The sequence below is a fragment of the Actinomadura keratinilytica genome (genome assembly GCF_039539665.1).
Classification (GTDB): domain Bacteria; phylum Actinomycetota; class Actinomycetes; order Streptosporangiales; family Streptosporangiaceae; genus Spirillospora; species Spirillospora keratinilytica.
The window spans coordinates 87,973-110,574 of record NZ_BAABDO010000007.1 but is presented as its reverse complement, the minus strand read 5'-3'; the positions used below and the strand labels follow the sequence as shown (position 1 = coordinate 110,574).

The 22,602-nt window shown below is 70.1% G+C and carries 16 protein-coding genes, 1 tRNA gene and 1 pseudogene; 9 read left to right on the top strand and 9 right to left on the bottom strand.

The genetic code is table 11. The features are described 5' to 3' along the window. Positions 1–7 precede the first annotated feature (7 nt). Genes ABD879_RS04340 through ABD879_RS04330 form a run of 3 tightly spaced genes read left to right on the top strand, consistent with a single transcriptional unit; the run spans position 8 to position 2,957 of the window. Positions 8–1,597 carry a replication initiator gene (locus ABD879_RS04340; RefSeq protein WP_345017632.1) on the top strand — a complete coding sequence of 530 codons (1,590 nt, stop codon included), beginning with the start codon at positions 8–10 and terminating at the stop codon, positions 1,595–1,597. Between the two features lie 8 nt (positions 1,598–1,605). After that, positions 1,606–1,797 carry a helix-turn-helix domain-containing protein gene (locus ABD879_RS04335; protein ID WP_345017630.1) on the top strand — a complete coding sequence of 64 codons (192 nt, stop codon included), beginning with the start codon at positions 1,606–1,608 and terminating at the stop codon, positions 1,795–1,797. Continuing rightward, positions 1,797–2,957, top strand: coding sequence for a tyrosine-type recombinase/integrase (locus ABD879_RS04330; RefSeq protein ID WP_345017628.1), 1,161 nt, complete (start codon positions 1,797–1,799; stop codon positions 2,955–2,957). Before ABD879_RS04335 ends, ABD879_RS04330 begins: the two co-directional genes overlap by 1 nt. A 61-nt stretch (positions 2,958–3,018) precedes the next feature. Here ABD879_RS04330 and ABD879_RS04325 read toward each other — a convergent pair. The 9 genes from ABD879_RS04325 to dnaA all read right to left on the bottom strand — a co-directional run bounded on the left by ABD879_RS04325 (position 3,019) and on the right by dnaA (position 17,305). Further along, positions 3,019–3,095, bottom strand: a tRNA-Ile gene (locus ABD879_RS04325). A 90-nt stretch (positions 3,096–3,185) separates the two neighbouring features. Next, the gene (locus ABD879_RS04320) at positions 3,186–4,043 is read right to left on the bottom strand and encodes a DUF3566 domain-containing protein (RefSeq protein WP_345017626.1); all 858 of its coding nucleotides are present in this window, start codon (positions 4,041–4,043) and stop codon (positions 3,186–3,188) included. A 30-nt stretch (positions 4,044–4,073) separates the two neighbouring features. After that, complete coding sequence (gene gyrA, locus ABD879_RS04315; RefSeq protein ID WP_345017624.1) at positions 4,074–6,587, bottom strand: DNA gyrase subunit A; 2,514 nt, start codon at positions 6,585–6,587, stop codon at positions 4,074–4,076. A gap of 307 nt (positions 6,588–6,894) precedes the next feature. Next, positions 6,895–8,832, bottom strand: coding sequence for a DNA topoisomerase (ATP-hydrolyzing) subunit B (gene gyrB, locus ABD879_RS04310; RefSeq protein ID WP_345017622.1), 1,938 nt, complete (start codon positions 8,830–8,832; stop codon positions 6,895–6,897). Between the two features lie 1,419 nt (positions 8,833–10,251). Continuing rightward, positions 10,252–10,806 carry a DciA family protein gene (locus tag ABD879_RS04305; protein WP_345017620.1) on the bottom strand — a complete coding sequence of 185 codons (555 nt, stop codon included), beginning with the start codon at positions 10,804–10,806 and terminating at the stop codon, positions 10,252–10,254. Between the two features lie 42 nt (positions 10,807–10,848). Beyond that, positions 10,849–11,973 (bottom strand): DNA replication/repair protein RecF, encoded by a 1,125-nt coding sequence (gene recF, locus ABD879_RS04300; RefSeq protein ID WP_345017618.1) that lies wholly within the window; start codon positions 11,971–11,973, stop codon positions 10,849–10,851. A gap of 120 nt (positions 11,974–12,093) precedes the next feature. Then, on the bottom strand, positions 12,094–13,185 hold the full coding sequence (gene gnd / locus ABD879_RS04295; RefSeq protein WP_345017616.1) for a phosphogluconate dehydrogenase (NAD(+)-dependent, decarboxylating): 1,092 nt from the start codon (positions 13,183–13,185) through the stop codon (positions 12,094–12,096). Positions 13,186–13,531: 346 nt separating this feature from the next. Continuing rightward, entirely contained in the window at positions 13,532–14,659 is a 1,128-nt protein-coding gene (dnaN, locus tag ABD879_RS04290) for a DNA polymerase III subunit beta (protein ID WP_345017614.1), read from the bottom strand. Between the two features lie 642 nt (positions 14,660–15,301). Continuing rightward, positions 15,302–17,305, bottom strand: coding sequence for a chromosomal replication initiator protein DnaA (gene dnaA / locus ABD879_RS04285; protein WP_345017612.1), 2,004 nt, complete (start codon positions 17,303–17,305; stop codon positions 15,302–15,304). Between the two features lie 1,742 nt (positions 17,306–19,047). On the opposite strand from dnaA, the gene rpmH reads away from it, so the two are divergent. From rpmH to ABD879_RS04255, 6 genes and pseudogenes are all read left to right on the top strand, one after another. After that, positions 19,048–19,185 (top strand): 50S ribosomal protein L34, encoded by a 138-nt coding sequence (rpmH, locus tag ABD879_RS04280; protein ID WP_285494495.1) that lies wholly within the window; start codon positions 19,048–19,050, stop codon positions 19,183–19,185. A gap of 18 nt (positions 19,186–19,203) precedes the next feature. Further along, on the top strand, positions 19,204–19,572 hold the full coding sequence (gene rnpA, locus ABD879_RS04275; protein WP_345017610.1) for a ribonuclease P protein component: 369 nt from the start codon (positions 19,204–19,206) through the stop codon (positions 19,570–19,572). Next, entirely contained in the window at positions 19,569–20,000 is a 432-nt protein-coding gene (gene yidD / locus ABD879_RS04270; RefSeq protein WP_345017608.1) for a membrane protein insertion efficiency factor YidD, read from the top strand. Before rnpA ends, yidD begins: the two co-directional genes overlap by 4 nt. After that, positions 19,993–20,997: a membrane protein insertase YidC gene (yidC, locus tag ABD879_RS04265; protein ID WP_345017606.1), complete on the top strand. Its 1,005-nt coding sequence runs from the start codon at positions 19,993–19,995 to the stop codon at positions 20,995–20,997. The genes yidD and yidC overlap by 8 nt, the downstream gene beginning before the upstream one ends. Before the next feature lie 37 nt (positions 20,998–21,034). After that, positions 21,035–21,520, top strand: coding sequence for a Jag family protein (locus tag ABD879_RS04260; protein WP_378271025.1), 486 nt, complete (start codon positions 21,035–21,037; stop codon positions 21,518–21,520). A 231-nt stretch (positions 21,521–21,751) separates the two neighbouring features. Then, positions 21,752–22,208: pseudogene (locus ABD879_RS04255) on the top strand (transposase family protein); the annotation flags it as partial. Positions 22,209–22,602: the final 394 nt, after the last annotated feature.

Sequence of the window (22,602 nt, the reverse complement as noted above, 5' to 3'; positions counted from 1 at the left end):
TCAAGTCGTGGAAGCGGTCGCCATCGAACATGGCGTGTGCATCCGGCCCGTCCCGATGCGGCGGGTCGACCTGGAGACCGGTGAGACACAGATCGTCTCCGTGCCCTGCGGTCACACCCTGGCCTCGGTGTGTCCACCGTGCGCGGAAAGCAAGCGGCGGCTACGTGCCCAGCAATGCCGCGAGGGCTGGCACCTGGACCGTGAACCGGTCATTGAGCGGGCCGACCCGGACGCCGAACAACGTCACCTTGTCGAGCTGCGAGCGCAGGCACAGGCGCGCCGCGACCAGGCGGCCGACGACGGTACGGCCCTGGGTGAGGATGTGGCCTTCTGGGATCGGCTCATCGGCGAACTCGACCACGAGATCGCGCGTTCCGGGGTGGCGGGCAGCCTCAAGACGGCCGGGGACGGTGAGCAGACCAAGCGGCGTACCCGTTCCACGCGGCGGCGTCAGGACGTGGCCGACCTTCCTCGTCGGCCGGTGGACGCTCGCACGGTCGGCAAGGTCTACACCGGACGCGACGGGACCACGTTCCGGCCGTCGCTGTTCCTGACGCTCACCCTGGACTCCTACGGCCGCGTCAACAGCGACGGGACGCCCGTTGATCCGGCCACCTACGATTACCGGCGGGCCGCCCGGGACGCGATCCACTTCGGCAAGCTCATCGATCGGTTCGTGCAGAACCTTCGCCGGTTCGTCGGTTTCGACGTGCAGTACTTCGCGACCGTGGAACCGCAACGGCGGCTCGCTCCCCACCTGCACATGGCGATTCGCGGGACGATCTCCCGCGCCGAATTGCGCCAAGTCGTGGCCGCGACCTATCACCAGGTGTGGTGGCCCCCGACCGATCGCGTCGTCTACTCCGGGGAGAATCTGCCGGTCTGGCACGAATCCCCGGACGGCTCCGGCGGCACCTACGTTGATCCTCGCACCGGGGAAGTACTGCCGACCTGGGATGACGCGCTTGACGCCCTCGACCAGGACGACGACGCGCAACCCCTGCACGTGGTGCGGTTCGGGCGGCAGATCGACGCACAGGGCGTCATGGCCGGAACCCCTGAGGCCAACCGGCGCATCCGCCACTACCTCACCAAGTACCTCACCAAGAGCATCAGCGAATGCCACCAAGCCGAGACCGACCGTCAGCGTGCCCACGTCGAACGGCTGGCCGAGGAACTGCGCTATGAGCCGTGCTCGCCGACGTGCGCGAACTGGCTGCGCTACGGCGTCCAGCCCAAGAACCCCCGGCGCGGCCTGGTCCCGGGCTTCTGCAAGGGCAAAGCGCACCGACGCGAACACCTGGGCTACGGCGGACGCCGTGTCCTGGTCTCGCGCAAGTGGTCCGGCAAGACCCTGGCCGACCACAAGGCCGACCGCGTGGCTTGGGTGCTCGCGCGTCTGGCTGAGGCCGGGATTTCGGCAACGGGGCCGGCGGCCGGTGATCGCCGGTTCCTGTGGGAACGCGCTGGGCCTGGTGATCCGGACGTCAAACCCGCTCACCATCGGCTGCTGCTGCTGATCGATGAACGCGTCACCCGGCGGCGACAGCTCAACGAGGCACTGACCGAACTTTCGGCAACTGCGGAGGCTGCGTGATGGGGAGTGTGTCGGCGCTGCCGGAACCGAAGCTACTGACCGTTCCCGAGGTCATGTCGGCGCTGCGGCTGAGTCGGTTCAAGGTCTATGACCTGATCCGTTCCGGCGAACTGGAGTCCATCACGATCGGTCGGGCTCGCCGTGTGCCTGCCGATGCCCTCGACGCATTCATCGCACAGCTCAGAGAGGACGCGGCCTGATGGCGGAGCGTAAGACCAACAAGCGGCGCCCGAACGGTGAGGGCACGATCTTTCAGCGGAAAGACGGCCGTTGGGCGGGTGAGGTGTACGTCCTGACGACGGAAGGCACCTTCAAGCGCATCACCGTATACGGCAGGGCTCGCGAGGATGTGCACAAGAAGATCGTCGAAGCTCAGCAGAAGTCGAGTCGGGGTATCCCGGTCGCTGACAAGCCGTGGAAGCTGGGCGATTACCTCGACTACTGGCTTGAGCACGTCGTACGCCCCGCCAAGCGATGGAACACCTACAAGAAGTATGAACAGACGGTGCGGCTGTATCTCAAGCCGGGTCTCGGCAAACAGCGTCTAGACCGTCTCCGCGTCGCCAAAGTACAGGCGTTCCTCAACGGGCAGATCAAGGCCGGTCACTCTGTGGCACAGGTCCACATCATGCGCATGGTCCTGGGCGCGGCGCTAACCCGTGCTATGCGTGAGGAACTGGTGACGGTGAACGTCGCCCGCCTGACCACGCTTCCCCCGGTGCCGTCGCAGAAGATCAAGCCGTGGACGGTGGACGAAGCGCGGGCCTTCCTCGCTGCTGCTCGGGATGATCCGCTGTACCCGGCGTTCGTCCTGATGCTCGTGTACGGGCTGCGGCGGGGTGAGGTGCTCGGGCTGGGCTGGGATGACCTGGACATGGATGACGACGTGATCGGGGTCCGCTGGCAGTTGCAGCGGGTAGACGGTCAGCTCACCCGGACCGTGGTCAAGACGGAAGCCGGGCGGAGGGACCTGCCCATGCTGCCGATCGTCCGGGAAGCGTTCATCGACCTGGCCGGACAGCAGATGCAGGCCAAGCGCAGGGCGGGCGAGGATTGGCAGGAAACCGGCCTGGTCTTCACCACTCGGACGGGCCGCCCGATCGAACCGCGCAACCTGGCTCGCACCTTCGAACGCATCTGCACTCGCGCGGGGCTCCGGCGAATCCGCCTGCACGACCTTCGGCACACTACGGCGTCACTGCTCAAGCGGCTCGGCGTCCCCCCGAGCGACGCGAAAGAGATCCTCGGTCACGCGCGCATCGCCGTGACGCTGGAGATCTACACGCACGGCGACAACGAGGATCACCGGTCGGGGCTCGGCAAGATCGCAGGGGAGTTGTTCGGGACGGCGGAAAGCTGAGTCGTTGCTGTCACCGTTGCTGTCAAAAGCCCCCGTCGGGATTCCGGCGGGGGCTTTGAGCTGGTGGGCGTAGATGGACTTGAACCATCGACCTCATCCTTATCAGGGATGCGCTCTAACCGACTGAGCTATACGCCCGAGGGGGTCGCCGTCCGTGCGGCGTACCGAGAGACTACCCCATCGCGCGGCGCGACCGGTAATCAGTTCGGCGGACGGCGGACCCCGACGCTACTCGGCCTCCTTGAGGGTGACCTCCACGCCTCCCACCAGATCGGCGACCAGGTTGTAGATGACCGAGCCGACCGTGGACAGGGCGGTGACCAGCAGCACGTTCAGCGCGCCGACCAGCAGCGTGTAGGTGAAGACGCGGGTGAAGGAGAACCAGCTGCCGGCGTCCAGGCCGCCGCTCGTCTCGCCCTGCTGGCGGGTCAGGTCGTTGACCGTGTCGCTGATCGCCGAGAACACGCCCAGGCCGGACAGGATCACGTACAGGACGACCACCGCGACCAGCAGGACGATGAAGCAGACCAGCGACATCATGAAGCTGAACTTCATGACCGACCACGGTTCGAGCCGGGCCAGCTGCAGCTGGGCCTTGCGGGTCGGCCGGCCCGCCGCGGCAGGCGCGCCGGCCTGCGGAGCTCCGGGCGCACCGGGAGCGGCGGGCGCCGCCCCCTGCGGGGCACCAGGCGTCGCACCGGCCCCGGCCACCGGCGTGGCGGCCGGGCCCGTGCCGGAGCCCTTACGGTCCTTGACGCCGGTTCCGGTGAAGCCCGAGCCCGCGGGACGGCCGGCCGGCTGGTCGGCCCCCGAACCGCCCGGCTCGACGGGCTTGATCCAGCCGTCGACGGTCGTGTCGTCCGTGACCGGCGCGATCTTGGTGTCGTCCTTGGTGGCGCGCAGGTCCGGCCGGGTCTCGTCGGACACCGGCGTGTCGGGGATGTTCACTTTCGCCTCGTCCCGATCGGGCCGCGCCGAGGCGGCCGAGGTCTTTTTGCCGCCCCCGGACGCCGAAGAGGAGCCGGACGAAGAGCCGGGGGAGGAGCCGGACGCCTTTCCCTTGCTCTTACCGGGCTGGGTGCTCACGTCTCCTCCTGGGCTGCGGGCCTACGGACGTCACTCACTCTCGCTCTCCTCGCCGCCGTTTCCGGCGTCCGAGTCCTCCATGGACTCTACGTTCCGCGCGATCGCGACGACGCTGTCCCCGTCGGCGAGGTTCATGAGGCGCACGCCCATGGTCTGCCGCCCCGATTGCTTGACCTCGGCCGCGCTGGTACGGATCACGCCACCGTTGGAGGTCATGGCGAACACTTCGTCGTCCGGGCCGACCATCAGAGCGCCGACCAACCTCCCGCGCGTTTGCACGATCTTAGCGGTGAGGACGCCCTTTCCCCCACGACCTTGGACAGGGTATTGGCCCACAGGAGTGCGCTTGGCGTAGCCGCCTTCGGTGGCCACCAGGACGTCGTGCGTGTCGTCCTGGACGACCAGCATGTTGAGGACCTCGTGGTCGCCGTCGAACCGCATGCCGATGACGCCGCTGGTGGCACGGCCCATCGGACGCAGCGACTCGTCGTCGGCGCGGAACCGGATGGCCTGCGCGCCGGTCGAGACCATCAGCAGGTCGTCCTCGGGCCGCACCAGCCGGGCGGAGATCACCTCGTCGCCCTCGGCCAGGTTGATGGCGATGATGCCGCCGCTGCGGGGCGAGTCGAAGTCGCGCAGCGGCGACTTTTTGACCTTGCCCTGCTTGGTGGCCAGCACCAGGTAGGGCGCGACGTCGTAGTCGCGCAGGTCCATGACCTGGGCGATGTGCTCGTCCGGCTGGAAGGCCAGCAGGTTGGCGACGTGCTGGCCGCGCGAGTCGCGGCCGCCGTCGGGCAGCTCGTAGGCCTTCGCCCGGTACACCCGGCCCTTGTTGGTGAAGAACAGGATCCAGTGGTGGGTGGTGGTGACGAAGAACTGGTCGACGATGTCGTCCTGCTTGAGCTGCGCGCCGCGCACGCCCTTGCCGCCCCGCCGCTGCGCGCGGTACAGGTCGGTCTTGGTGCGCTTGGCGTAGCCGCCGCGGGTGATGGTGACGACCACGTCCTCCTCGGCGATCAGGTCCTCGTAGGACACGTCGCCGTCGAAGGGGATGATCTGGGTGCGCCGCTCGTCGCCGTACTTCTCGACGATCGGGGCCAGCTCCTCGCCGACGATCCGGCGCTGCCGCTCGGGCGAGCCGAGGATGTCGTTGTAGTCGGCGATCTCGGCCATGAGCCGGTCGTACTCGTCGGTGATCTGCTGGCGCTCCAGGGCGGCCAGCTTGCGCAGCTGCATGTCCAGGATGGCCTGCGCCTGGACCTCGTCGATCTCCAGCAGGTTCATCAGGCCCTGCTGGGCGTCCTGCGCCGAGGGGGAGCGCCGGATCAGCGCGATGACCTCTTCGATCCGGTCCAGCGCGCGGAGCAGGGCGCGCAGGATGTGGGCGCGCTCCTCGGCCTTGCGCAGCAGGAACCGGGTGCGGCGGACGATGACGTCGATCTGGTGCGCCACCCAGTGCCGGACGAACTGGTCGAGGCGCAGCGTGCGCGGCACCCCGTCGACCAGCGCCAGCATGTTGGCGCCGAACGTCTCCTGCAGCTGGGTGTGCTTGTACAGGTTGTTCAGGACGACCTTGGCGACCGCGTCCCGCTTCAGCACGATCACCAGGCGCTGGCCGGTGCGGCCGGACGTCTCGTCGCGGACGTCGGCGACGCCGTCGAGCTTGCCCTCCTTCACCAGCTCGGCGATCTTGAGCGCGAGGTTGTCCGGGTTGACCTGGTAGGGCAGCTCGGTGACGACCAGGCAGGTGCGGCCCTGGATCTCCTCGACCTCGACGACGGCGCGCATGGTGATCGAGCCGCGGCCGGTGCGGTAGGCGTCCTCGATGCCCTTGCGGCCGACGATCAGGCCGCTGGTGGGGAAGTCGGGCCCCTTGATCCGCTCGATGAGGGCTTCGAGCAGCTCCTCGTCGCCGGCGTCGTAGTTGTCCAGGTACCACTGGACGCCGTCGGCGACCTCGCGCAGGTTGTGCGGGGGGATGTTGGTGGCCATCCCGACCGCGATGCCCGCCGACCCGTTGACCAGCAGGTTCGGGTAGCGGGACGGCAGCACGCCCGGCTCGGACGAGCGACCGTCGTAGTTGGGGGAGAAGTCGACGGTCTCCTTGTCGATGTCGCGCAGCAGCTCCATCGCCAGCGGCGCCATGCGGCACTCGGTGTACCGCATGGCCGCGGCGGGGTCGTTGCCGCGCGAGCCGAAGTTGCCGTTGCCGTCGACGAGCGGGTAGCGCATCGCCCACGGCTGCGCCAGGCGCACCAGCGCGTCGTAGATGGCCGAGTCGCCGTGGGGGTGGTAGTTCCCCATGACGTCGCCGACGACGCGGGCGCACTTGAAGTAGCCGCGGTCGGGCCGGTAGCCGCCGTCGTACATCGCGTACAGCACCCGCCGGTGCACCGGCTTGAGCCCGTCGCGGACTTCGGGCAGCGCGCGGGACACGATGACCGACATCGCGTAGTCGAGATAGCTGCGCTGCATCTCGACCTGGATGTCGACCGGCTCGATCCGCTCTGGCCGCCCCCCGCCTTCGGTGGTCACGTCCGTCACTGTCTAAGACCTCTTCTACTGGGTGAAGTACGGTCGGCGCTCGGCCCGCACGCCCGGCCCGCCGCCGACCCGGGGCCGCCTGCCCCCGAGGCTCGTGGCCCCTGTGTCGTCCGTCCGTCCCGGGGCACGCCGCCGCGCGCGCTTGCGTTCGCGGCGGGTCGCGGGGTCTCGCCGCCACGCGCCCATCGCGGACGTTCCGCGTGCGGCACCGCGCCGGGGGCCGGGGCACCGGCCCGGCCGTGGGAGCGGCCGGACGCGGGCTCTGCAGGCGGACCCGGACGGGACCGGAGGGACGGCGAGGAAACCATCAGATGTCGAGGAAGCGCACGTCCTTGGCGTTGCGCTGGATGAACTCGCGGCGCGGTTCGACGTCCTCGCCCATGAGGACGCTGAACAGCTCGTCGGCCTGGGCGGCGTCGTCGAGGGTGACCTGGAGCAGGACGCGGTTGTCTGGGTCCATGGTGGTCTCCCACAGCTCGTTGGCGTTCATCTCGCCCAGACCCTTGAAGCGCTGCACCTGGTCGCGGGGGCGGGGGTCGCGCTTGCCGGCGGCGATGCCCGCCTCGATGATCGCGTCGCGCTCCCGGTCGGAGTAGGCGTAGTCGACGTCCGTGCCGCGGGCGTCCCACTTGATCTTGTAGAGCGGCGGCTGGGAGAGGTAGACGTGCCCGGCCTCGATGAGCGGCTTCATGAACCGGAACAGCAGCGTCAGCAGCAGCGTGTTGATGTGGTGGCCGTCGACGTCGGCGTCCGACATCAGGATGATCTTGTGGTACCGCAGCTTGGAGATGTCGAACTCGTCGTGCACCCCGGTGCCGAGCGCGGTGATGATCGCCTGGACCTCGTTGTTCTTGAGGATCTTGTCGATCCGCGCCTTCTCGACGTTCAGGATCTTGCCGCGGATCGGCAGGATCGCCTGGTAGTGCGGGTTGCGGCCGCCCTTGGCCGAACCGCCCGCCGAGTCGCCCTCCACGATGTACAGCTCGGACCGGCTGGGGTCGGTGGACTGGCAGTCGGCCAGCTTGCCCGGCAGCGACGTGCTCTCCAGCAGGCTCTTGCGGCGGGTCAGGTCGCGCGCCTGCCGCGCGGCGATGCGGGCCCGCGCCGCCTGGGTGGCCTTGTTGATGATCTCCTTGGCCTCGCCCGGGTTGCGCTCGAACCAGTCGCGCAGGTGCTCGTGACAGGCCTTCTGGACGAACGACCGGGCCTCGGTGTTGCCGAGCTTGGTCTTGGTCTGCCCCTCGAACTGCGGATCGGCCAGCTTGATCGAGATGATCGCGGTGAGGCCCTCGCGGATGTCCTCGCCGGTGAGGTTGTCGTCCTTGTCCTTCAGGAGCTTCTGCTCCTTGGCGTACCGGTTGACGATCGCGGTGAGCGCCGCCCGGAAGCCCTCCTCGTGCGTACCGCCCTCGGCCGTGTTGATCGTGTTGGCGAAGGTGTGCACCGACTCGGAGTACGAGGAGTTCCACTGCATGGCGATCTCGACCGACATGCCCTCGGTGTCGTCGCCGAAGTAGATCACCGAGTCGTGGACGGCGTCCTTCTTGCTGTTGATGTAGCGGACGAAGTCCTCGATGCCGCCCTCGTAGTGGAAGCGGACGACGTGGGGCTCGCCGTTGATGTGGTCGGGCCGCTCGTCCCGCAGCGTGATGGAAAGGCCCCGGTTGAGGAAGGCCATCTCCTGCATCCGCCGCGACAGCGTCTCGAAGTTCCACTTGGTGGTCTCGAAGATCTCCGGGTCCGGCCAGAAGGTGATCGTGGTGCCGGTCTCGTCGGTCGGCTCGCCCTTGGCCAGCGGCGCCTCGGCACCGCGCCAGGTGTAGGCCTGCCGCCACACGTGCCCGTCCCGCCTGACCTCGGCCTCCAGCCGGGTGGACAGCGCGTTCACCACCGCCGAGCCGACACCGTGCAGACCGCCGGAGACCGCGTACGACTTGCCGTCGAACTTGCCTCCCGCGTGCAGGGTGGTGAGCACCAGCTCGATGGCGGGGCGCTTCTCCACCGGGTGCTCGCCCACGGGGATGCCGCGGCCGTTGTCGTAGACGCGGACGCCGCCGTCCGCCAGCAACGTGACCTCGATGGTGTCGGCGTAGCCGGCGAGGGCCTCGTCGACGGAGTTGTCGACGATCTCATAGACGAGATGATGGAGTCCGCGTTCACCGGTGGTCCCGATGTACATGCCGGGGCGTTTGCGTACCGCCTCCAGCCCTTCGAGGACAGTGATCGAACTAGCGTCGTACGCCAAAGGAGATCCTCCTGCCGGGGACGCTCGCCGTCCCGCGCTCGCGGGGAACGCGGTGTGCCCCGTAACACACGTAAGGGCGCCCTTCTCCAACCCACATCGCGGGGCCCTGGCCCGATCGACCGGCGGCCGATGCGCGGCAGGACCGTTCACGTGCTCCATACGTCGGAGGGGAGCCGGGCGACCCGTGACGGCGCAGCATCCTGAACCCACCGCCATTCTACCGGCTGGTCTGACAAAAAGAGGCACTCACGGGCGCTGTGTGCGCGTGTGGCGGCCCAGCGGGCGAGGAGACACATCCCCCCATTCGGCCGGGGGTGTCATCTGGCCTACGGGGAACTGGCAGCGGATGCGAGCATTACGTGTTCCGAACACATGTTCGGCCGCAGTCGGCGCCTCCGTCGACGGTATGCGGCGAGACCGGGTGGTCCTGCCTCCGTCCTGGGCTGGTCCGGCGGACGGCCCGCCGAGCCCGCGGGTACTCGCACCAACGGCGGGGCCGGACCCGCGACAAGGCCGAACCTAACCCCCGCCGCCGACACTCTCGGCTCGTGTTTTGACGTCTCCGGGGCCACCTCTCGTTCACCGCCTCGGCCACAGATTCCGCACGGTTTCGTCACAGGCCGCCTCACCGGCTCAGCGCGCCCGGGCCCGGCCCCATCCGCTCCTCCCCGAACACCTACCCGCGCCCCATCCACAAGCAGTGGACAACGCCGCACGCCCCGGGACGCGCCCCTCACCGTCGTCCCGTCCCCCCGCGCGCCAGGCGTCCAACCCAGGCGCCCCCGCCGTCTGCCAGACCTACCGCAGGTCCAGCCACACCCCAGCGGGACGGGCGCCACCGCGCGGCCCGCCCGTTACGGACGGAGAATGTGATTCTGGCGGGCTGGAAGCACGCGCCGGCCGCCGACGGGTGAGGACTGCCGCAACGTGTGGAAGACGCGCCGCAGAGCGGCCGCCCCGCAAACCTCGCCTCGCCAAGCGACAGCCGCACCGACGTGTTGAGCCGACCGACCTCAGGCCGTCGCCGCGAAGGTCCGGCCGGATCGCCTACGTGCTGGGGCTGAACACCCAGGGTCCACAGCGTGCCGGCCGCTGCGACCACGCCACCGGCCGCCCGATCCGCCGATGCGTCCCCCGCACCGCGGGCGACCGTCCCAGTTCGGATCGCGGCCATCTGCGCAAACACCGTCGTCGACTACTTGCACCGAGATCCTGCCGGACGAGACCAAGGAATCGGCCGCCGCGTTCTGGGCTTGTGCATGGGCGTTCTCCACCGCCGACGTCGCCCACATGCGCGCCCGCGCCTACCGCACGGCCGCACACTGAAACCGCACGAACCACCGCTGCCTTATCGCACCCCGCCAGCCGCGTTCCAGACCTAGGCAGCGGTGCCGCGCGTCGGGGGTACTGCGGTGGTGGTCAGCGGACGCGCCAGGTGCCCGGGCGGCGCGGGCCCGAGGACGGCCCCACCACCTTGACGCGGCGTACGGTCCCGTGCCCGAGTTCCTCGTTCAGGCGCCTGACGAGGGTCGCCGACAGAAGGCGCAACTGGGTCGCCCAGGTGGTGGAGTCGGCGACGACCGTCAGTTCGCCGTCCTCGAAGCGTTCGGGACGGGTGTGCTCGGCAAGTTCCTGGCCGACGATGCCGGGCCAGTTGCCGAACACGCCGCCGACCGCGGCGCGCTGCTCCCACCCCCGGTAGGCCAGCAGTTCACGGATGGCCGCGCCGAACGCCTTGGGGTCGCCGCCCCGCCCCGGCTCCCGCAGCCGTACGGGACGTTGCGCCTTGCGCTGGCCGCCCCCCTGTCCCGGCACCGAGCCGCGCTTACGGGCATCCGCCTTGGCTTGGGCCAGGGCCTGGCGCGCCAGTTCTATCCCCGACTTGGCGGGGGGCTTCGGCGGTTGCGGGGGCGGCGCGGGGTTCTCGCCGTCCGGCTCCGCCTGGTTGTGCACATCCTGTGGATGATCGCTCATGTCGGCTCCCCTGCGGGCCGCCGCGGTGCGCCCGTCCGGACGTCATGCCGGGGTCACCTTGCCGTCGGACACGGCGAACGAGGCGCCGGTCAGCTCGTCCGGGACGTCGGCGGGCACGGCGGCGGTGATGAGGACCTGCTCGGCCGGGGCGACCATCTCGGCCAGGCGGCTGCGGCGGCCGGCGTCGAGCTCGGCGAACACATCGTCCAAGATCAGTACGGGGTCGTCGCCGTCGGCGCGCAGCAGCTCGTAGGCGGCCAGCCGCAGTCCCAGGGCCAGCGACCAGGACTCGCCGTGGCTGGCGTAGCCGCGCGCGGGCAGGTCCCCCAGCCGGATCAGAAGCTCGTCCCGGTGCGGGCCGACGAGGCTGATCCCTCGTTCCAGTTCCTGGCGGCGTGTCTCGTTCAGCGCCTTGAGCAACGCCTCGGCCAGTTGTGCACGGTCTGTGGACAACTCGACGTCGCCCAAGGAGCACTTGTAGGTGAGACCGGCCGCGCCACCGGACGGGGCCAGGGCCTCGTAGGCGCGGGCCATGAACGGGCGCAGCGCGGCGACGAGGTCGAGCCGGGCCGCGAGGAGCTCGGCGCCGGTGCGGGCGAGGTGGGAGTCCCACACGTCCAGGGTGGCCAGGACCTCGGGGCCCGGGGCGCGCCTGTGGGCGGCCGCCGATTTCAACAGGGCGTTGCGTTGCTTGAGGACGCGTTCGTAGTCGGAGCGCACCCCCGCGAACCGGGGGGCGCGGGCCGTCAGCAGCTCGTCCAGGAACTTGCGCCGCTCCCCAGGGTCGCCTTTGACCAGAGCCAGGTCTTCGGGGGCGAACAGGACCGTCCGCAGCATCCCCAGGATCTCGCGCGGCCTGGGGACGGGGGCGCGGTTGAGCCTGGCCCGGTTCGCCTTGCCCGGGTTGATCTCCAGCTCGATCAGGGCCTTGCGGTCGTCCCGTACCACTCCGGCGCGCACGATGGCCCGGGGCGCGCCCTGCCTGACGAGGGGGGCGTCCGTGGCGACGCGGTGGCTGCCGTGGGTGGACACGTAGGCGACGGCTTCCACGAGGTTGGTCTTGCCCTGCCCGTTGGGGCCCACGAACGCGCTGACTCCCGGCTCAAGCGCCACCTCGGCGGTGGCGTACGAACGGAAGTCTTGGAGCGAAAGGTGGGCGACGTGCACGGGACACGAGCGTAGAGCCTCCTGCGGGCCGCGTCCGCCACGGCGTGTCTCCCACAGCCGCCCCATGGTTGTCCACAGGGCTGTGGACAACCATGGGTGCGCGGGGGATACGTCCGGGGATCAGACGGCGGGCGGTGTCACGTCGGCGCCGGGGGAGTCGGCGCCCTTGGCGCTCTCCACGGCGTGGCCGCCGAACTGGTTGCGCAGCGCCGCCACGACCTTCATCGCGGGGGAGTCCTGCTGGCGGGAGGCGAACCGCGCGTACAGCGACGCGGTGATGGCGGGCAGCGGGACGGCGTGGTCGACGGCGGCCTGCACCGTCCACCGGCCCTCACCGGAGTCCTGGGCGTAGCCGCGGATCTCGTCCAGGTGCGGGTCGTCGGCCAGCGCCCGGTTCATCAGGTCCAGCAGCCAGGAGCGGATGACCGTGCCCTCCTGCCAGCTGCGGAACGTCTCCGGGACGTTGGTGACGATGTCGCTGGCCTCGATCAGCTCGTAGCCCTCGCCGAAGGCCTGCATCATCGCGTACTCGATGCCGTTGTGGACCATCTTGACGAAGTGCCCGGCGCCGATCCGGCCGGCGTGCACGAAGCCGTACTCGCCCTCCGGCTTGAGCGTCTCGAAGATCGGCATCAGCCGCTTCACGTGCTCGTCGTCGCCGCCGACCATCAGGGCGTAGCCGTTCTCCAGCCCCCACACGCCGCCGCTGACGCCGCAGTCGAGGAAGCCGATGCCCTTCTCGCCCAGCTCCGTGCCGTGCCGCTGGTCGTCCACATAGTGCGAGTTGCCGCCGTCGACGACGATGTCCCCGGACTGCAGCACTTCCCCCAGCCTGTGGATGGTGTCGTGGGTCGGCTGCCCCGCCGGGACCATCACCCACACCGCCCGCGGCGGGGTGAGCCGTTCGACCAGCTCCTCCAGCGACCCGACATCGCTGAGGTCGGGGTTGCGGTCGTAGCCGACGACCGTGTGGCCGCCGCGCCGCAGGCGCTCGGCCATGTTCCCGCCCATCCTGCCGAGGCCGATGATCCCCAGCTCCATGCTCCAACTCTCCCTGTCGCGTTCGGCTCGTCCGCCTTCGGCGCGCCCCGCACCCGCCCGTCCGCGGGCCCCGGCCACCCGGGCCGGGCGGCCCGCTCCGTCCACAGGCGGTGGACGGCCCGCGCGGCCCGGGACGTGCTCCCGACGTCGTCCCGTGGCCGCGGCAGGCATCCGACGGCCCGTGCTCGGACCCGTGACGCGGTTCGTCCCGGTATGACCGTGCCCGCGTGCCCTGGGCCCAACCCATGGCGGCGTGGCACGTCCCGTGCGAACCGCCCACCGAACGACCGGGCGGCGGCCGGGGACGCGCCGGTCGTGCGAGCGTTGGGCCCCTTCGCGCGCTCTGGCGTGGACTGACTGATTCGCTGCTCTTCCGGGTGTGAGGCTACGACTGCGCGAGACGGACCGATACGCCGCCCCCGGTGCCGCACGCGGCCCGACCGGCCGACGGGTCACTCCGGCCACGCTCCGGCGCCGCCGGCCGGGCCGCCCGGAGGCGCAGCGAACCGCCGAACGCTCAGCCGGACAGCCGGACCGGCATGATCAGGTACCGGTAGTTGGGGTCGGCCCCCTCCTCCGGCGGCTTGCCGGTGAGCACGGCGGGCTTGGTCGGCGTGGTGAAAGACAGCCTCGCCACGTCCGAGCCGATCGCAGACAGCCCGTCCAGCAGGAACCCGGGGTTGAAGGCGATGTCGATGTCCTCGCCCTCCAGCGTGGCCTCCAGCGCCTCCACGGCCTGCGCCTCGTCGCCGGTGCCCGCCTCCAGGACGACCTCGCCCTGCCGGAACGACAGCCGCACCGGCGTGTTGCGCTCGGCCACCAGCGACACGCGCTTGACCGCCTCGATGAACGGGGACGTCTGCACCTCGGCGAGCCCGGCGTACTCGCTCGGCAGCAGCGAGCGGTACTTGACGAAGTCGCCGTCCAGCAGCCGGGAGGTGGTGCGGCGGCCGCCGCCCGCGAACCCGATCATCCCCTCGCCGGTGCCGCCCGCGCCGCCCAGCGCGATCGACACCTCGGCGCCCGCGGTCAGCGACTTGGCCGTGTCGGCTAGGGTCTTGGCCGGCACCAGGGCCACCGCCGAGAAGTCCGGCCGCTCGGGCTTCCAGTGCAGCTCCCGCACGGCCAGCCGGTAGCGGTCGGTGGAGGCCAGCGTGACGGTCTCGCCCTCGATCTCCACCCGGACGCCGGTGAGCATCGGGATCGTGTCGTCCCGGCCCGCGGCGATGGCGACCTGGCCGACGGCGGCGGCGAACTCGTCGCTGCCCACCGAGCCCGCCGCCGGCGGCATCTCCGGCAGCGTCGGGTAGTCCTCCACCGGCATGGTCAGCAGGGTGAACTTCGCGCTGCCGCAGCGCAGCATCACCTTGGCGCCGTCCGTGCTCACCTCCACAGGCTGTGGAGGCAGGCTGCGCGAGATCTCCGCCAGCAGCCGCCCCGACACCAGCGCGGTGCCCGGCTCCTCGGTGTCGATGTCGGTGCTGACCTGCGCCGACACCTCGTAGTCGAATGCCGACAGGGTCAGCCGGTCGGCGGCCTGGATGTGCATGCCCGCCAGCACGGGCACCGGCGGCCGGACCGGAAGGGTCCGTGCCGTCCAGGCCACGGCGTCGGCCAGGGCGTCTCTGTCGATGCGGAACTTCACAAGTACCCGCCTCCTGCAGGTTTCGGACTAGGGGTGAGGTGGAAGAGATCGTTCTGACTGCGCGCCCGGGGCTCGGCATCCCCAGGCCCTGAGTTGAGATGAGTTTTCTCTTGGGAAGTACATAGGGAAGTACTCGTCATAGGGGCCGTGGATAGTGTGGACAACCCGCGTTTTCCCAGGTGGCGGCGGGGATTTTTGTCCACCGCGGCTGTGTGCGGCGGCTGTGTACGACGGCGCGGCCTGAGGATGAAGGGATTGTCCCCACACGCCGTCCTCAACTCATCCCCCGGTTGTCCACGGGTTTTCCCCAGGTTGTCCCGGCCCCGCGCGTCCCCGAGGCGTCCGACGGAAGATCGGGCGACGCGCGTCCCCAGGCCGTCCCCAGGAATTCCCCAGGTTGTCCACGGGGTCATCCCCAGGGGGCCGGTCGGCCGTCCCCAACAATCCCCAACTTGTCCACGCATCGTCCTCAGGTTCTCCGCAAGTTATCCCAGGGGTTATCCACGGGAATCCCCAAGGTTTTCCACAGGCTGTGGGTAACGGGGATTCGCATCGAGGGGCTGGTCGTCCGATTTGCGACGCCCGCACCGGCCGCCGCGCCCCCGCCCCGCCGAGGCTCGCAGGCGCCCGGCGGGCCGCCGGTCAGCGTTGGCGGGCCTGGTGCTTGATCCGTCCCGTCAGCTCCGTGACCTGGTTGTATATCGCGCGACGCTCCGCCATCAGGGCCCGGATCTTGCGCTCGGCGTGCATCACGGTGGTGTGGTCGCGGCCGCCGAACTGCTGTCCGATCTTGGGCAGCGACAGGTCGGTCAGCTCCCGGCACAGGTACATCGCGATCTGCCGGGCGGTCACCAGCATCCGGGAGCGCGACGGTCCACAGAGGTCCTCGATCGTCGTCCCGAAGTACTCCACAGTCTGCGCCATGATCATCGCGGCGGTGATCTCCGGGCCGGTGTCGTTGGGGATCAGGTCCTTCAGGACGATCTCGGCCAGCTTCATGTCCACCGACTGCCGGTTCAGGCTGGCGAACGCCGTCACCCGGATCAGCGCGCCCTCCAGCTCCCGGATGTTCGTGGCGATCTGCGAGGCGATGAACTCCAGCACGTCCGGCGGCACCGCCAGGCCCTCCTGGCGCGCCTTCTTCTGCAGGATCGCGATCCGGGTCTCCAGCTCCGGCGGCTGCACGTCGGTGGTCAGCCCCCACTCGAACCGGTTGCGCAGCCGATCCTCCAGCGTCACCAGCTCTTTGGGCGGACGATCACTGGAGATCACGATCTGCTTGCTGGCGTTGTGGAGCGTGTTGAAGGTGTGGAAGAACTCCTCCTGCGTCTGCTCCTTGCCCTCCAGGAACTGGATGTCGTCGACGAGGAGGATGTCCACATCCCGGTAGCGGCGGCGGAACCCGTCGGCCTTGCCGTCGCGGATCGAATTGATGAAGTCGTTGGTGAACTCCTCGGAACTGACATAACGGACACGCGCCCCGTTGAACAGGCTCTGCGCGTAATGCCCGATGGCGTGCAGCAGGTGCGTCTTGCCCAGCCCCGAGTCCCCGTAGATGAACAGCGGGTTGTACGCCTTGGCCGGCTGCTCCGCCACGGCCACGGCGGCGGCGTGCGCGAAGCGGTTCGAGGAGCCGATGACGAACGTCTCGAACGTGTACTTGGGGTTCAGCCGGGCGTGCTCGCCCACACCCCCCGGCGCCGGCCCCGTGTAACCCGCGACGGGCCCGTTCGACGGCACCGGCCCACCACCGGGCATGGGACCGTGCCCGGGCCCCGCCTCAGGGGAGGCGGAGCCGGCCTCCCCCAGTGACGACTGCTCGTCGTCCTGGAAGGGCTGCTCGTCCTGACGCCCGTTCTGCGCCTCCCCGCGCTGCTGCCCCTCCAGGCCCCCGCCGGGACCACGCCGAGGCGCCCCCAGCGTGCGGTCGTTCAGATGGGACGGGGCATGCCCGTGACCGACGGGCCCCGCCTGCGGCCCCTGCCCGCCGGGCCCGTACGCGTCGCCGGGACGCGACCCGCCCCCCGGCCCGGGCCTGCCCTGGCCGGGGTAGCCGCCGTGCTGGCCGTAGGGGAAGTGCTGGTCGCGCTGAAGCTCCGGCCCCAACCCGTACGGAGCGGGACGCGGCGCGTAGTGGTCGTTGTCACGCTGGGGCCATCCCCGGTCGTCATCCCCAGGCGGGGGATAACCGCCGGGACCGCTCTGGGGCAGCCCGCCGTATCCCTGCTCCGAATACTCGGAGTAACGGTCGGCCCCCCCGTACGGACCGCGTTCGGTGTACGGCCCCTCGTTGTAGGACTCGCTCCCGTAGGGGCGCTCACCGTACGACGGCCCCATCTCGTTGTGCCCCGGGCCCTGTGATTCGGGTTGCGCCCCCTGCGTCGAGGGCGGATCCGGCTGGACGGTCACCGCGACGCGGATCTCCCGCCCCAGCTCGTGGGACAACGCCTGCGTGATCAGGCTGCGCAGCCGGGTCTCCAACGCGTCCTTGGCGAACTCGTTGGGCGCGGCCAGCAGCGCCGTCCCCTCGACCAACGCCAGCGGACGGACCATCGGCAACCACGCACGGTAGCTCGCGGGCAGCTCCCCCTCGGACAGCGCAGTGAGGGTGCGGGCCCAGACCGATGCGAGATCCTGACCGTCCATGCGCAAGGTCCCTCCCCAATCTCCGTCACCCGGAGTTACCTACTGCCCAGCAGCCCCGCGCGCGCGAGGACGCCCCAAAGACCACACCCGGCGCTGCGGAAGACCTACTCTCTCACGAGTTGTCCACAGAGTTGTCCACATGCTGTGCATGAGCATGGGGAAAACCCCTGTGCAAAAGTCACAGTGCGCGTGACCGGTCAGATGTTGATCGGGGAGCTCTTCACGCCGCGCGAATCCGCGGCAACCTTCAGGAGAGGGGGGACTGGCACACAAGCCGACGGCCCTGCCAGCTCGGTCGAAGACACTAGCGCCCGTCGGGCGACGCTCGCAACACAAGTCCCACACCGCCGGAGAAATCCACAGCCACACCCCGCCCTGGGGACAAGCCCCCCTGCTGCGCCCCGCCCCATCCACAGCCTCCGCCCGCACACACGGGCTTCGTCTCCCCACAGAGCAGACCGAGCCCCATCCTCCCGTGGATGAGCGGCATGGCGCCGTAGCAGCGCCCCTGCGAGAGGTAGCGCTTCCCAGGGCCGCGGCCGACGACACGGTGCGCCCGGCGCACTGAGCCCGTCATCGCGCTCGGCCGACGGCGGTCGTCACGCCCCTACTGCTCGAGCCCGGATGCCCTGTACTGCGCCTGCCGAACCGAAGGGCCTGCCAGGGTGTTCCGCGCCGCTGGCACTCGTGCTCGCCTCCGGGCCGGCCTGGTGATGTGCTTCCGCAACAGGCCGACTCTGGGGATCGGCAGTGTTGACCGGGCCAGCCGACCGTCTTCCTCGTCGCGCCGACCGCCGCCGTCATAGCCGCCGTAGAGAAGCCGCCGCTGCGGCGGCCGAGTCCGTAGGGAACACACGACGCGTCGCCCAGAGAGGAGTGGGGACGACGAGCAGAGGACGATCCGGCTACTGCGCGGTGCCGTGCCCGGCGGATCATGATGAATCCCCGGCAGCGCAGTGACCAAGATGACTCCGGCCCGGTGGCGACAGCCGAGCTGGATTGGCGACCGTGCCGATGAGCGGGCCGGGCCGGCCCGCCGCGGAGCGGGGGCGGCCGACCGCTTATATCCGATGCGGCTTCCCTCCCGGCGTCGCCACTGAACGCCGCATCAACCGGCCAATAGTGAGCGCAGTGTCAGCCACCCGCCATGCCAGGCTGCGCCTGTGCAGCCCACGTGCTCCGCCCAGGACATGCCGCGCCCAACGGGGGAGCCCCTCCGGTCCTTTGGGAGCGGGTGACGCCTCTCTGCCGTCGTCTCGCGCCAGTGCGAGCGTCGAGGGCACAGGGACGGGCCGAGGGGATAGCCGCCTCTCCAGGCGCGTATAGCTGTCAGGGGGGGGCGGGGGAGGGGACCCAACGGAGCCGGCGTGGGCGCCCGTGCGGCGGGGCACGGTGGGCCTTATGGCGTTGCCCCAAAAGCGCTCGGGTGTGGCCGTAAGCCGTTGACCGGCGCCCGCCAAGCGCGCCGGCCAAGCCCGGGGGGAGATGTCGGGGCCCATCGTTCGTCCGCCTCAGGCCCGGCTCCGCGGTGATCGAGCGGGCGGAAGGGGCGTTCCGTTTGACCTGATGGCTCGGTAGCCCGTAACGTGCTGAGGTCGAGTCGCATCGGCGGAGATGACGCGTGCCCGCCGTCGGACCCCCTGGGAACTACGGACGGGCCCCCGGCTGCGGGGGACCAGACGCGGCCCTCGATGCGAGTTTTCGCGCCCGAAGACAATCCGACCGCAGCACTGGAGCATCGAGTGAGCAAGCGTACCTACCAGCCGAACAACCGTCGCCGCCACAAGAAGCACGGCTTCCGGCTGCGCATGCGCACCCGTGCGGGGCGCGCCATCCTCGCCGAGCGGCGCCGTAAGGGGCGCGCGCGCATCGCGGTTTGATCGACCCGCACCACGCTCATGCTGCCGTCCGGCAACCGGATGCGGCGGCGGGAGGATTTCACCCTGGCCGTCCGGCGCGGTCGCCGCGCCGGACGGCCGACTGTCGTCGTACACCTGCTCCGCCAGGACGACGCCGCACCGTCCGGCACCGCCCCGCTCGTGGGGTTCATCGTGGCGCGGACGGTCGGTAACGCGGTCGTGCGCAATCGCGTGCGCCGGCGGCTGCGTCACCTCGTCCGGCCGCACCTCGATCGACTCCCGCAAGGTAGCCTGCTCGTAGTGCGCGCGAACCCCCGCGCGGGATCGGCGCGCCACGACGAACTGGCCGCGGATCTGGAGTCGGCGCTCGACCGGGTGCTGCGGCCCGCGTCCAAGGGGCGGAGATGACGAGCCAGCCAGGGGGATCGGCCCCTTCGCAACCGGCGGCCGGGGGGATCAGCCTCGCGGCCCGCGTGCTCGTGCTTCTCATCCGCGCCTACAGACGCTTTCTCAGTCCTCTGCTCGGGCAGCAGTGCCGCTTCCATCCCACCTGTAGCGCGTACGGCCTTGAGGCGCTGCAGACGCATGGCGCCCTGCGCGGCACCTGGCTCACCGTCCGGCGGATCGGGCGGTGCCATCCATTCAACCGCGGCGGCTACGATCCGGTTCCGCCCCCCAAGGGCCGCGCGGCCGCCCCGGAGTCCACAGCTCAGGAATCCGAAGGCCCCACGGCCCCCGCCCCCAAGGACGTGCCCGAGGTGCCCGCCACGACCTCCTCCGGCCGCGAGCAAAGCGGCCCCGCGCTAGCAGAGCCCAAGGAGCTGCCCGGTGCTTGATTGGCTGTACGAGATCGTCGCTCAGCTCATCGTCTGGATCCACAGCGGTCTGAGCCTTGTCTTCCCTAAGGACAGCGGGTGGGCCTGGGGCGGCGCCATCATCCTGCTGACCGTGTTCTTCCGGATCCTGCTGTTCCCCCTGTTCGTCAAGCAGATCCACGCGTCCCGGAAGATGCAGGAGCTGAACCCCAAGGTTCAGGCGCTTCGCAAGAAGTACAAGAACGACAAGCAGCGCCTCAACCAGGAGGTCATGAAGCTCTACCAGGAGAACGGCGCCAACCCGCTGTCGGGCTGCCTGCCGATCCTGGTGCAGATGCCGGTCTTCATCGGCCTCTTCCAGGTGCTGCGGCGGATCTCGGACGCCGACCGGGGCGAGGGCGTCTTCGCGGTCACCCCGGACCTGGTCCAGAGCGCACAGCACGCCAACATCTTCGGCGCGCACATCCCGGACACCTTCCTCAACGCCCTGGGGGACGACCCCAAGAGCTGGAGCGCGATCGTCGTCACCGGCCTCGCCGTGATCATCAGCTCCTGCACGACGTTCTTCACCGTCCGGTCCAGCATGCGCCGCGCCAAGCTGCAGCAGGGCGCGATGGACGAGAACAACCCGATGATGCAGGCGCAGAAGATGATGGTCTTCCTGGCGCCGTTCTTCGGCCTGTTCGGGCTCGGCTTCCCCCTCGGTGTGCTGATGTACTGGGTGACCTCCAACAGCTGGACGCTCGCGCAGCAGCACTACATCTACAAGCGCTACCCGCAGCAGCCGGCCGGGGCCACCGCCGGCGCGGGCAACGGCGCCGCGGCCGGCAAGGCCGTCAAGGGCGCCGGCAAGACCGGCGGCACCGCGACGGCCGGGGTCGGCGCGGGTAAGAACGCCAAGGGCCGTACCAAGAAGGACGCCGCCGCGTCCACCGACACCGTCCCCAAGCCGAAGGTCGTCCGCAACCAGCCGACCCGCAAGCCGCGCAGCAAGCGCAGCGGCAGTCAGAAGCGCTAGGTTGTGAACCCGGTCCATGCCGAAGAAGGAGACCCCGTTGAGCCAGACCGACACGACTGAGGTCGACGTCCAGGCGCTCGAACAGGAGGGCGAGATCGCCGCCGACTACATCGAGGGCCTGCTGGACATCGGTGATTACGACGGCGACATCGACATGGACGTCGAGGGCGAGCGTGCGCTGGTCGCGGTGGTCGGCGCGTCCCTGGACGAACTGGTCGGCAAGCGCGGCGAAGTGCTGGAGGCCCTGCAGGAGCTGACCCGCCTCGCGGTGCACCGGCAGACCGGCAACCGCAGCCGTCTGATGCTCGACATCGGCGGCTACCGGGAGCGCCGCCGCGCCGAGCTGACCAAGCTCGGCCAGGACGTGGCCGACGAGGTCAAGCAGAGCGGCACGCCCAAGCCGCTGGCCCCGATGACGCCGTTCGAACGCAAGATCGTGCATGACGCGGTGGCCGCCGCCGGGCTGCGCAGCGAGTCCGAAGGCGAGGAGCCCGACCGCTACGTGGTCGTCTATCCCTCCTGACGTCGCCGTTCCTCTTTCTCGGCTGTCCGCAGGCCCCCACGTCCCCCCGGCTGGGACGCGGGGGCCTGCGTGTTCTTCCCCCTGCGCCCATGACCGTCCTCCCGTGGTCCCAGCCCGGACGGCCCCCAAGGCACGCAAAGTAGATTGTCTGCGGTGATCTCGGGAGAACGGCCCGGTCGCGGACGAAGAGCGCGTCGTGGCCGGATTGCCCTCTAGGTGGTTGACGATGGCCCCTACCGGACGCCACCGCGCGTCGAGGCGCAGGTGCTCGCCCTGCGCCGGGCGCACCGCATCGGCCCGGTCCGCCCGCCCTGCCCTCGCGCCCTCGACCGCGTACCGCATCCTGGTCCGGCACGGCGTGGCGCCCCTGGCGGCGTGCGACCGGGCCACCGGCGAGCCCGTCCGCCGCTACGAACGCTCCTGTCCCGGCGACCTGGTCCACATCGACGTCAAGAAACCCGCCGCACCCCCCAACGGCGGGCGGATACAGGGTTCTCGGGCGTGCCGCAGGCCGCGTTGACCGGCACCGCACCGGCGGCGGCCACCTCCATCTGCACACGGCCCCGAACCGACCACTCCCGCCCGGCCGCCTGCACCGAGATTTTGGCCGAAGAGACCGCGGCCATCTGCGCCGCGTTTCTGGTCCGCGCCACAGTGGTTCGCCGCCCGCGGCATCACCGTCCGGCGTGCGCCTGTGAACTGGCCGTGCACCTGCTGCCCAGGGGGGCGGCGAGCGCGACTCGAGAGGCGAGCCGCCTCGGCCGGGGCCACGTCAGCCAGCGTCTGCACCGCCCCCACAGCAAAGTGGTCGGAACCCGTTGTGGTGGGGGATCGAGGGACATCGAGCGCCCCGCCAACAAGAACGTGACCGTTGCCCACGGACGCCAGGCATCGCCCATCCAGCAGCCCCCGGGGTAGGCGAGCTGGTGGGGGAGCAGCGTCAATGCGTCCGTCTCCGACCCCGCGCGTAACCTCCCCGGCCCCCTGACATGGGCGCCTGCCCGTTGGTGACCTCGAAGTGGGAGGGGCCGACGAGCTCTGCGGGCGGGTACTCACGATCATGCGCGCATACCCCCCGCCGC

Coding starts and splice junctions, on each gene's coding strand:
- ABD879_RS04330 (WP_345017628.1), top strand. CDS start 1,797: ATGGCGGAGCGTAAGACCAACAAGCGGCGCCCGAACGGTGAGGGCACG.
- ABD879_RS04305 (WP_345017620.1), bottom strand. CDS start 10,806: ATGAGCGATCATCCACAGGATGTGCACAACCAGGCGGAGCCGGACGGC.
- gnd (WP_345017616.1), bottom strand. CDS start 13,185: ATGCCTGCCGCGGCCACGGGACGACGTCGGGAGCACGTCCCGGGCCGC.
- dnaA (WP_345017612.1), bottom strand. CDS start 17,305: ATGGACGGTCAGGATCTCGCATCGGTCTGGGCCCGCACCCTCACTGCG.
- rnpA (WP_345017610.1), top strand. CDS start 19,204: ATGCTGCCGTCCGGCAACCGGATGCGGCGGCGGGAGGATTTCACCCTG.
- yidD (WP_345017608.1), top strand. CDS start 19,569: ATGACGAGCCAGCCAGGGGGATCGGCCCCTTCGCAACCGGCGGCCGGG.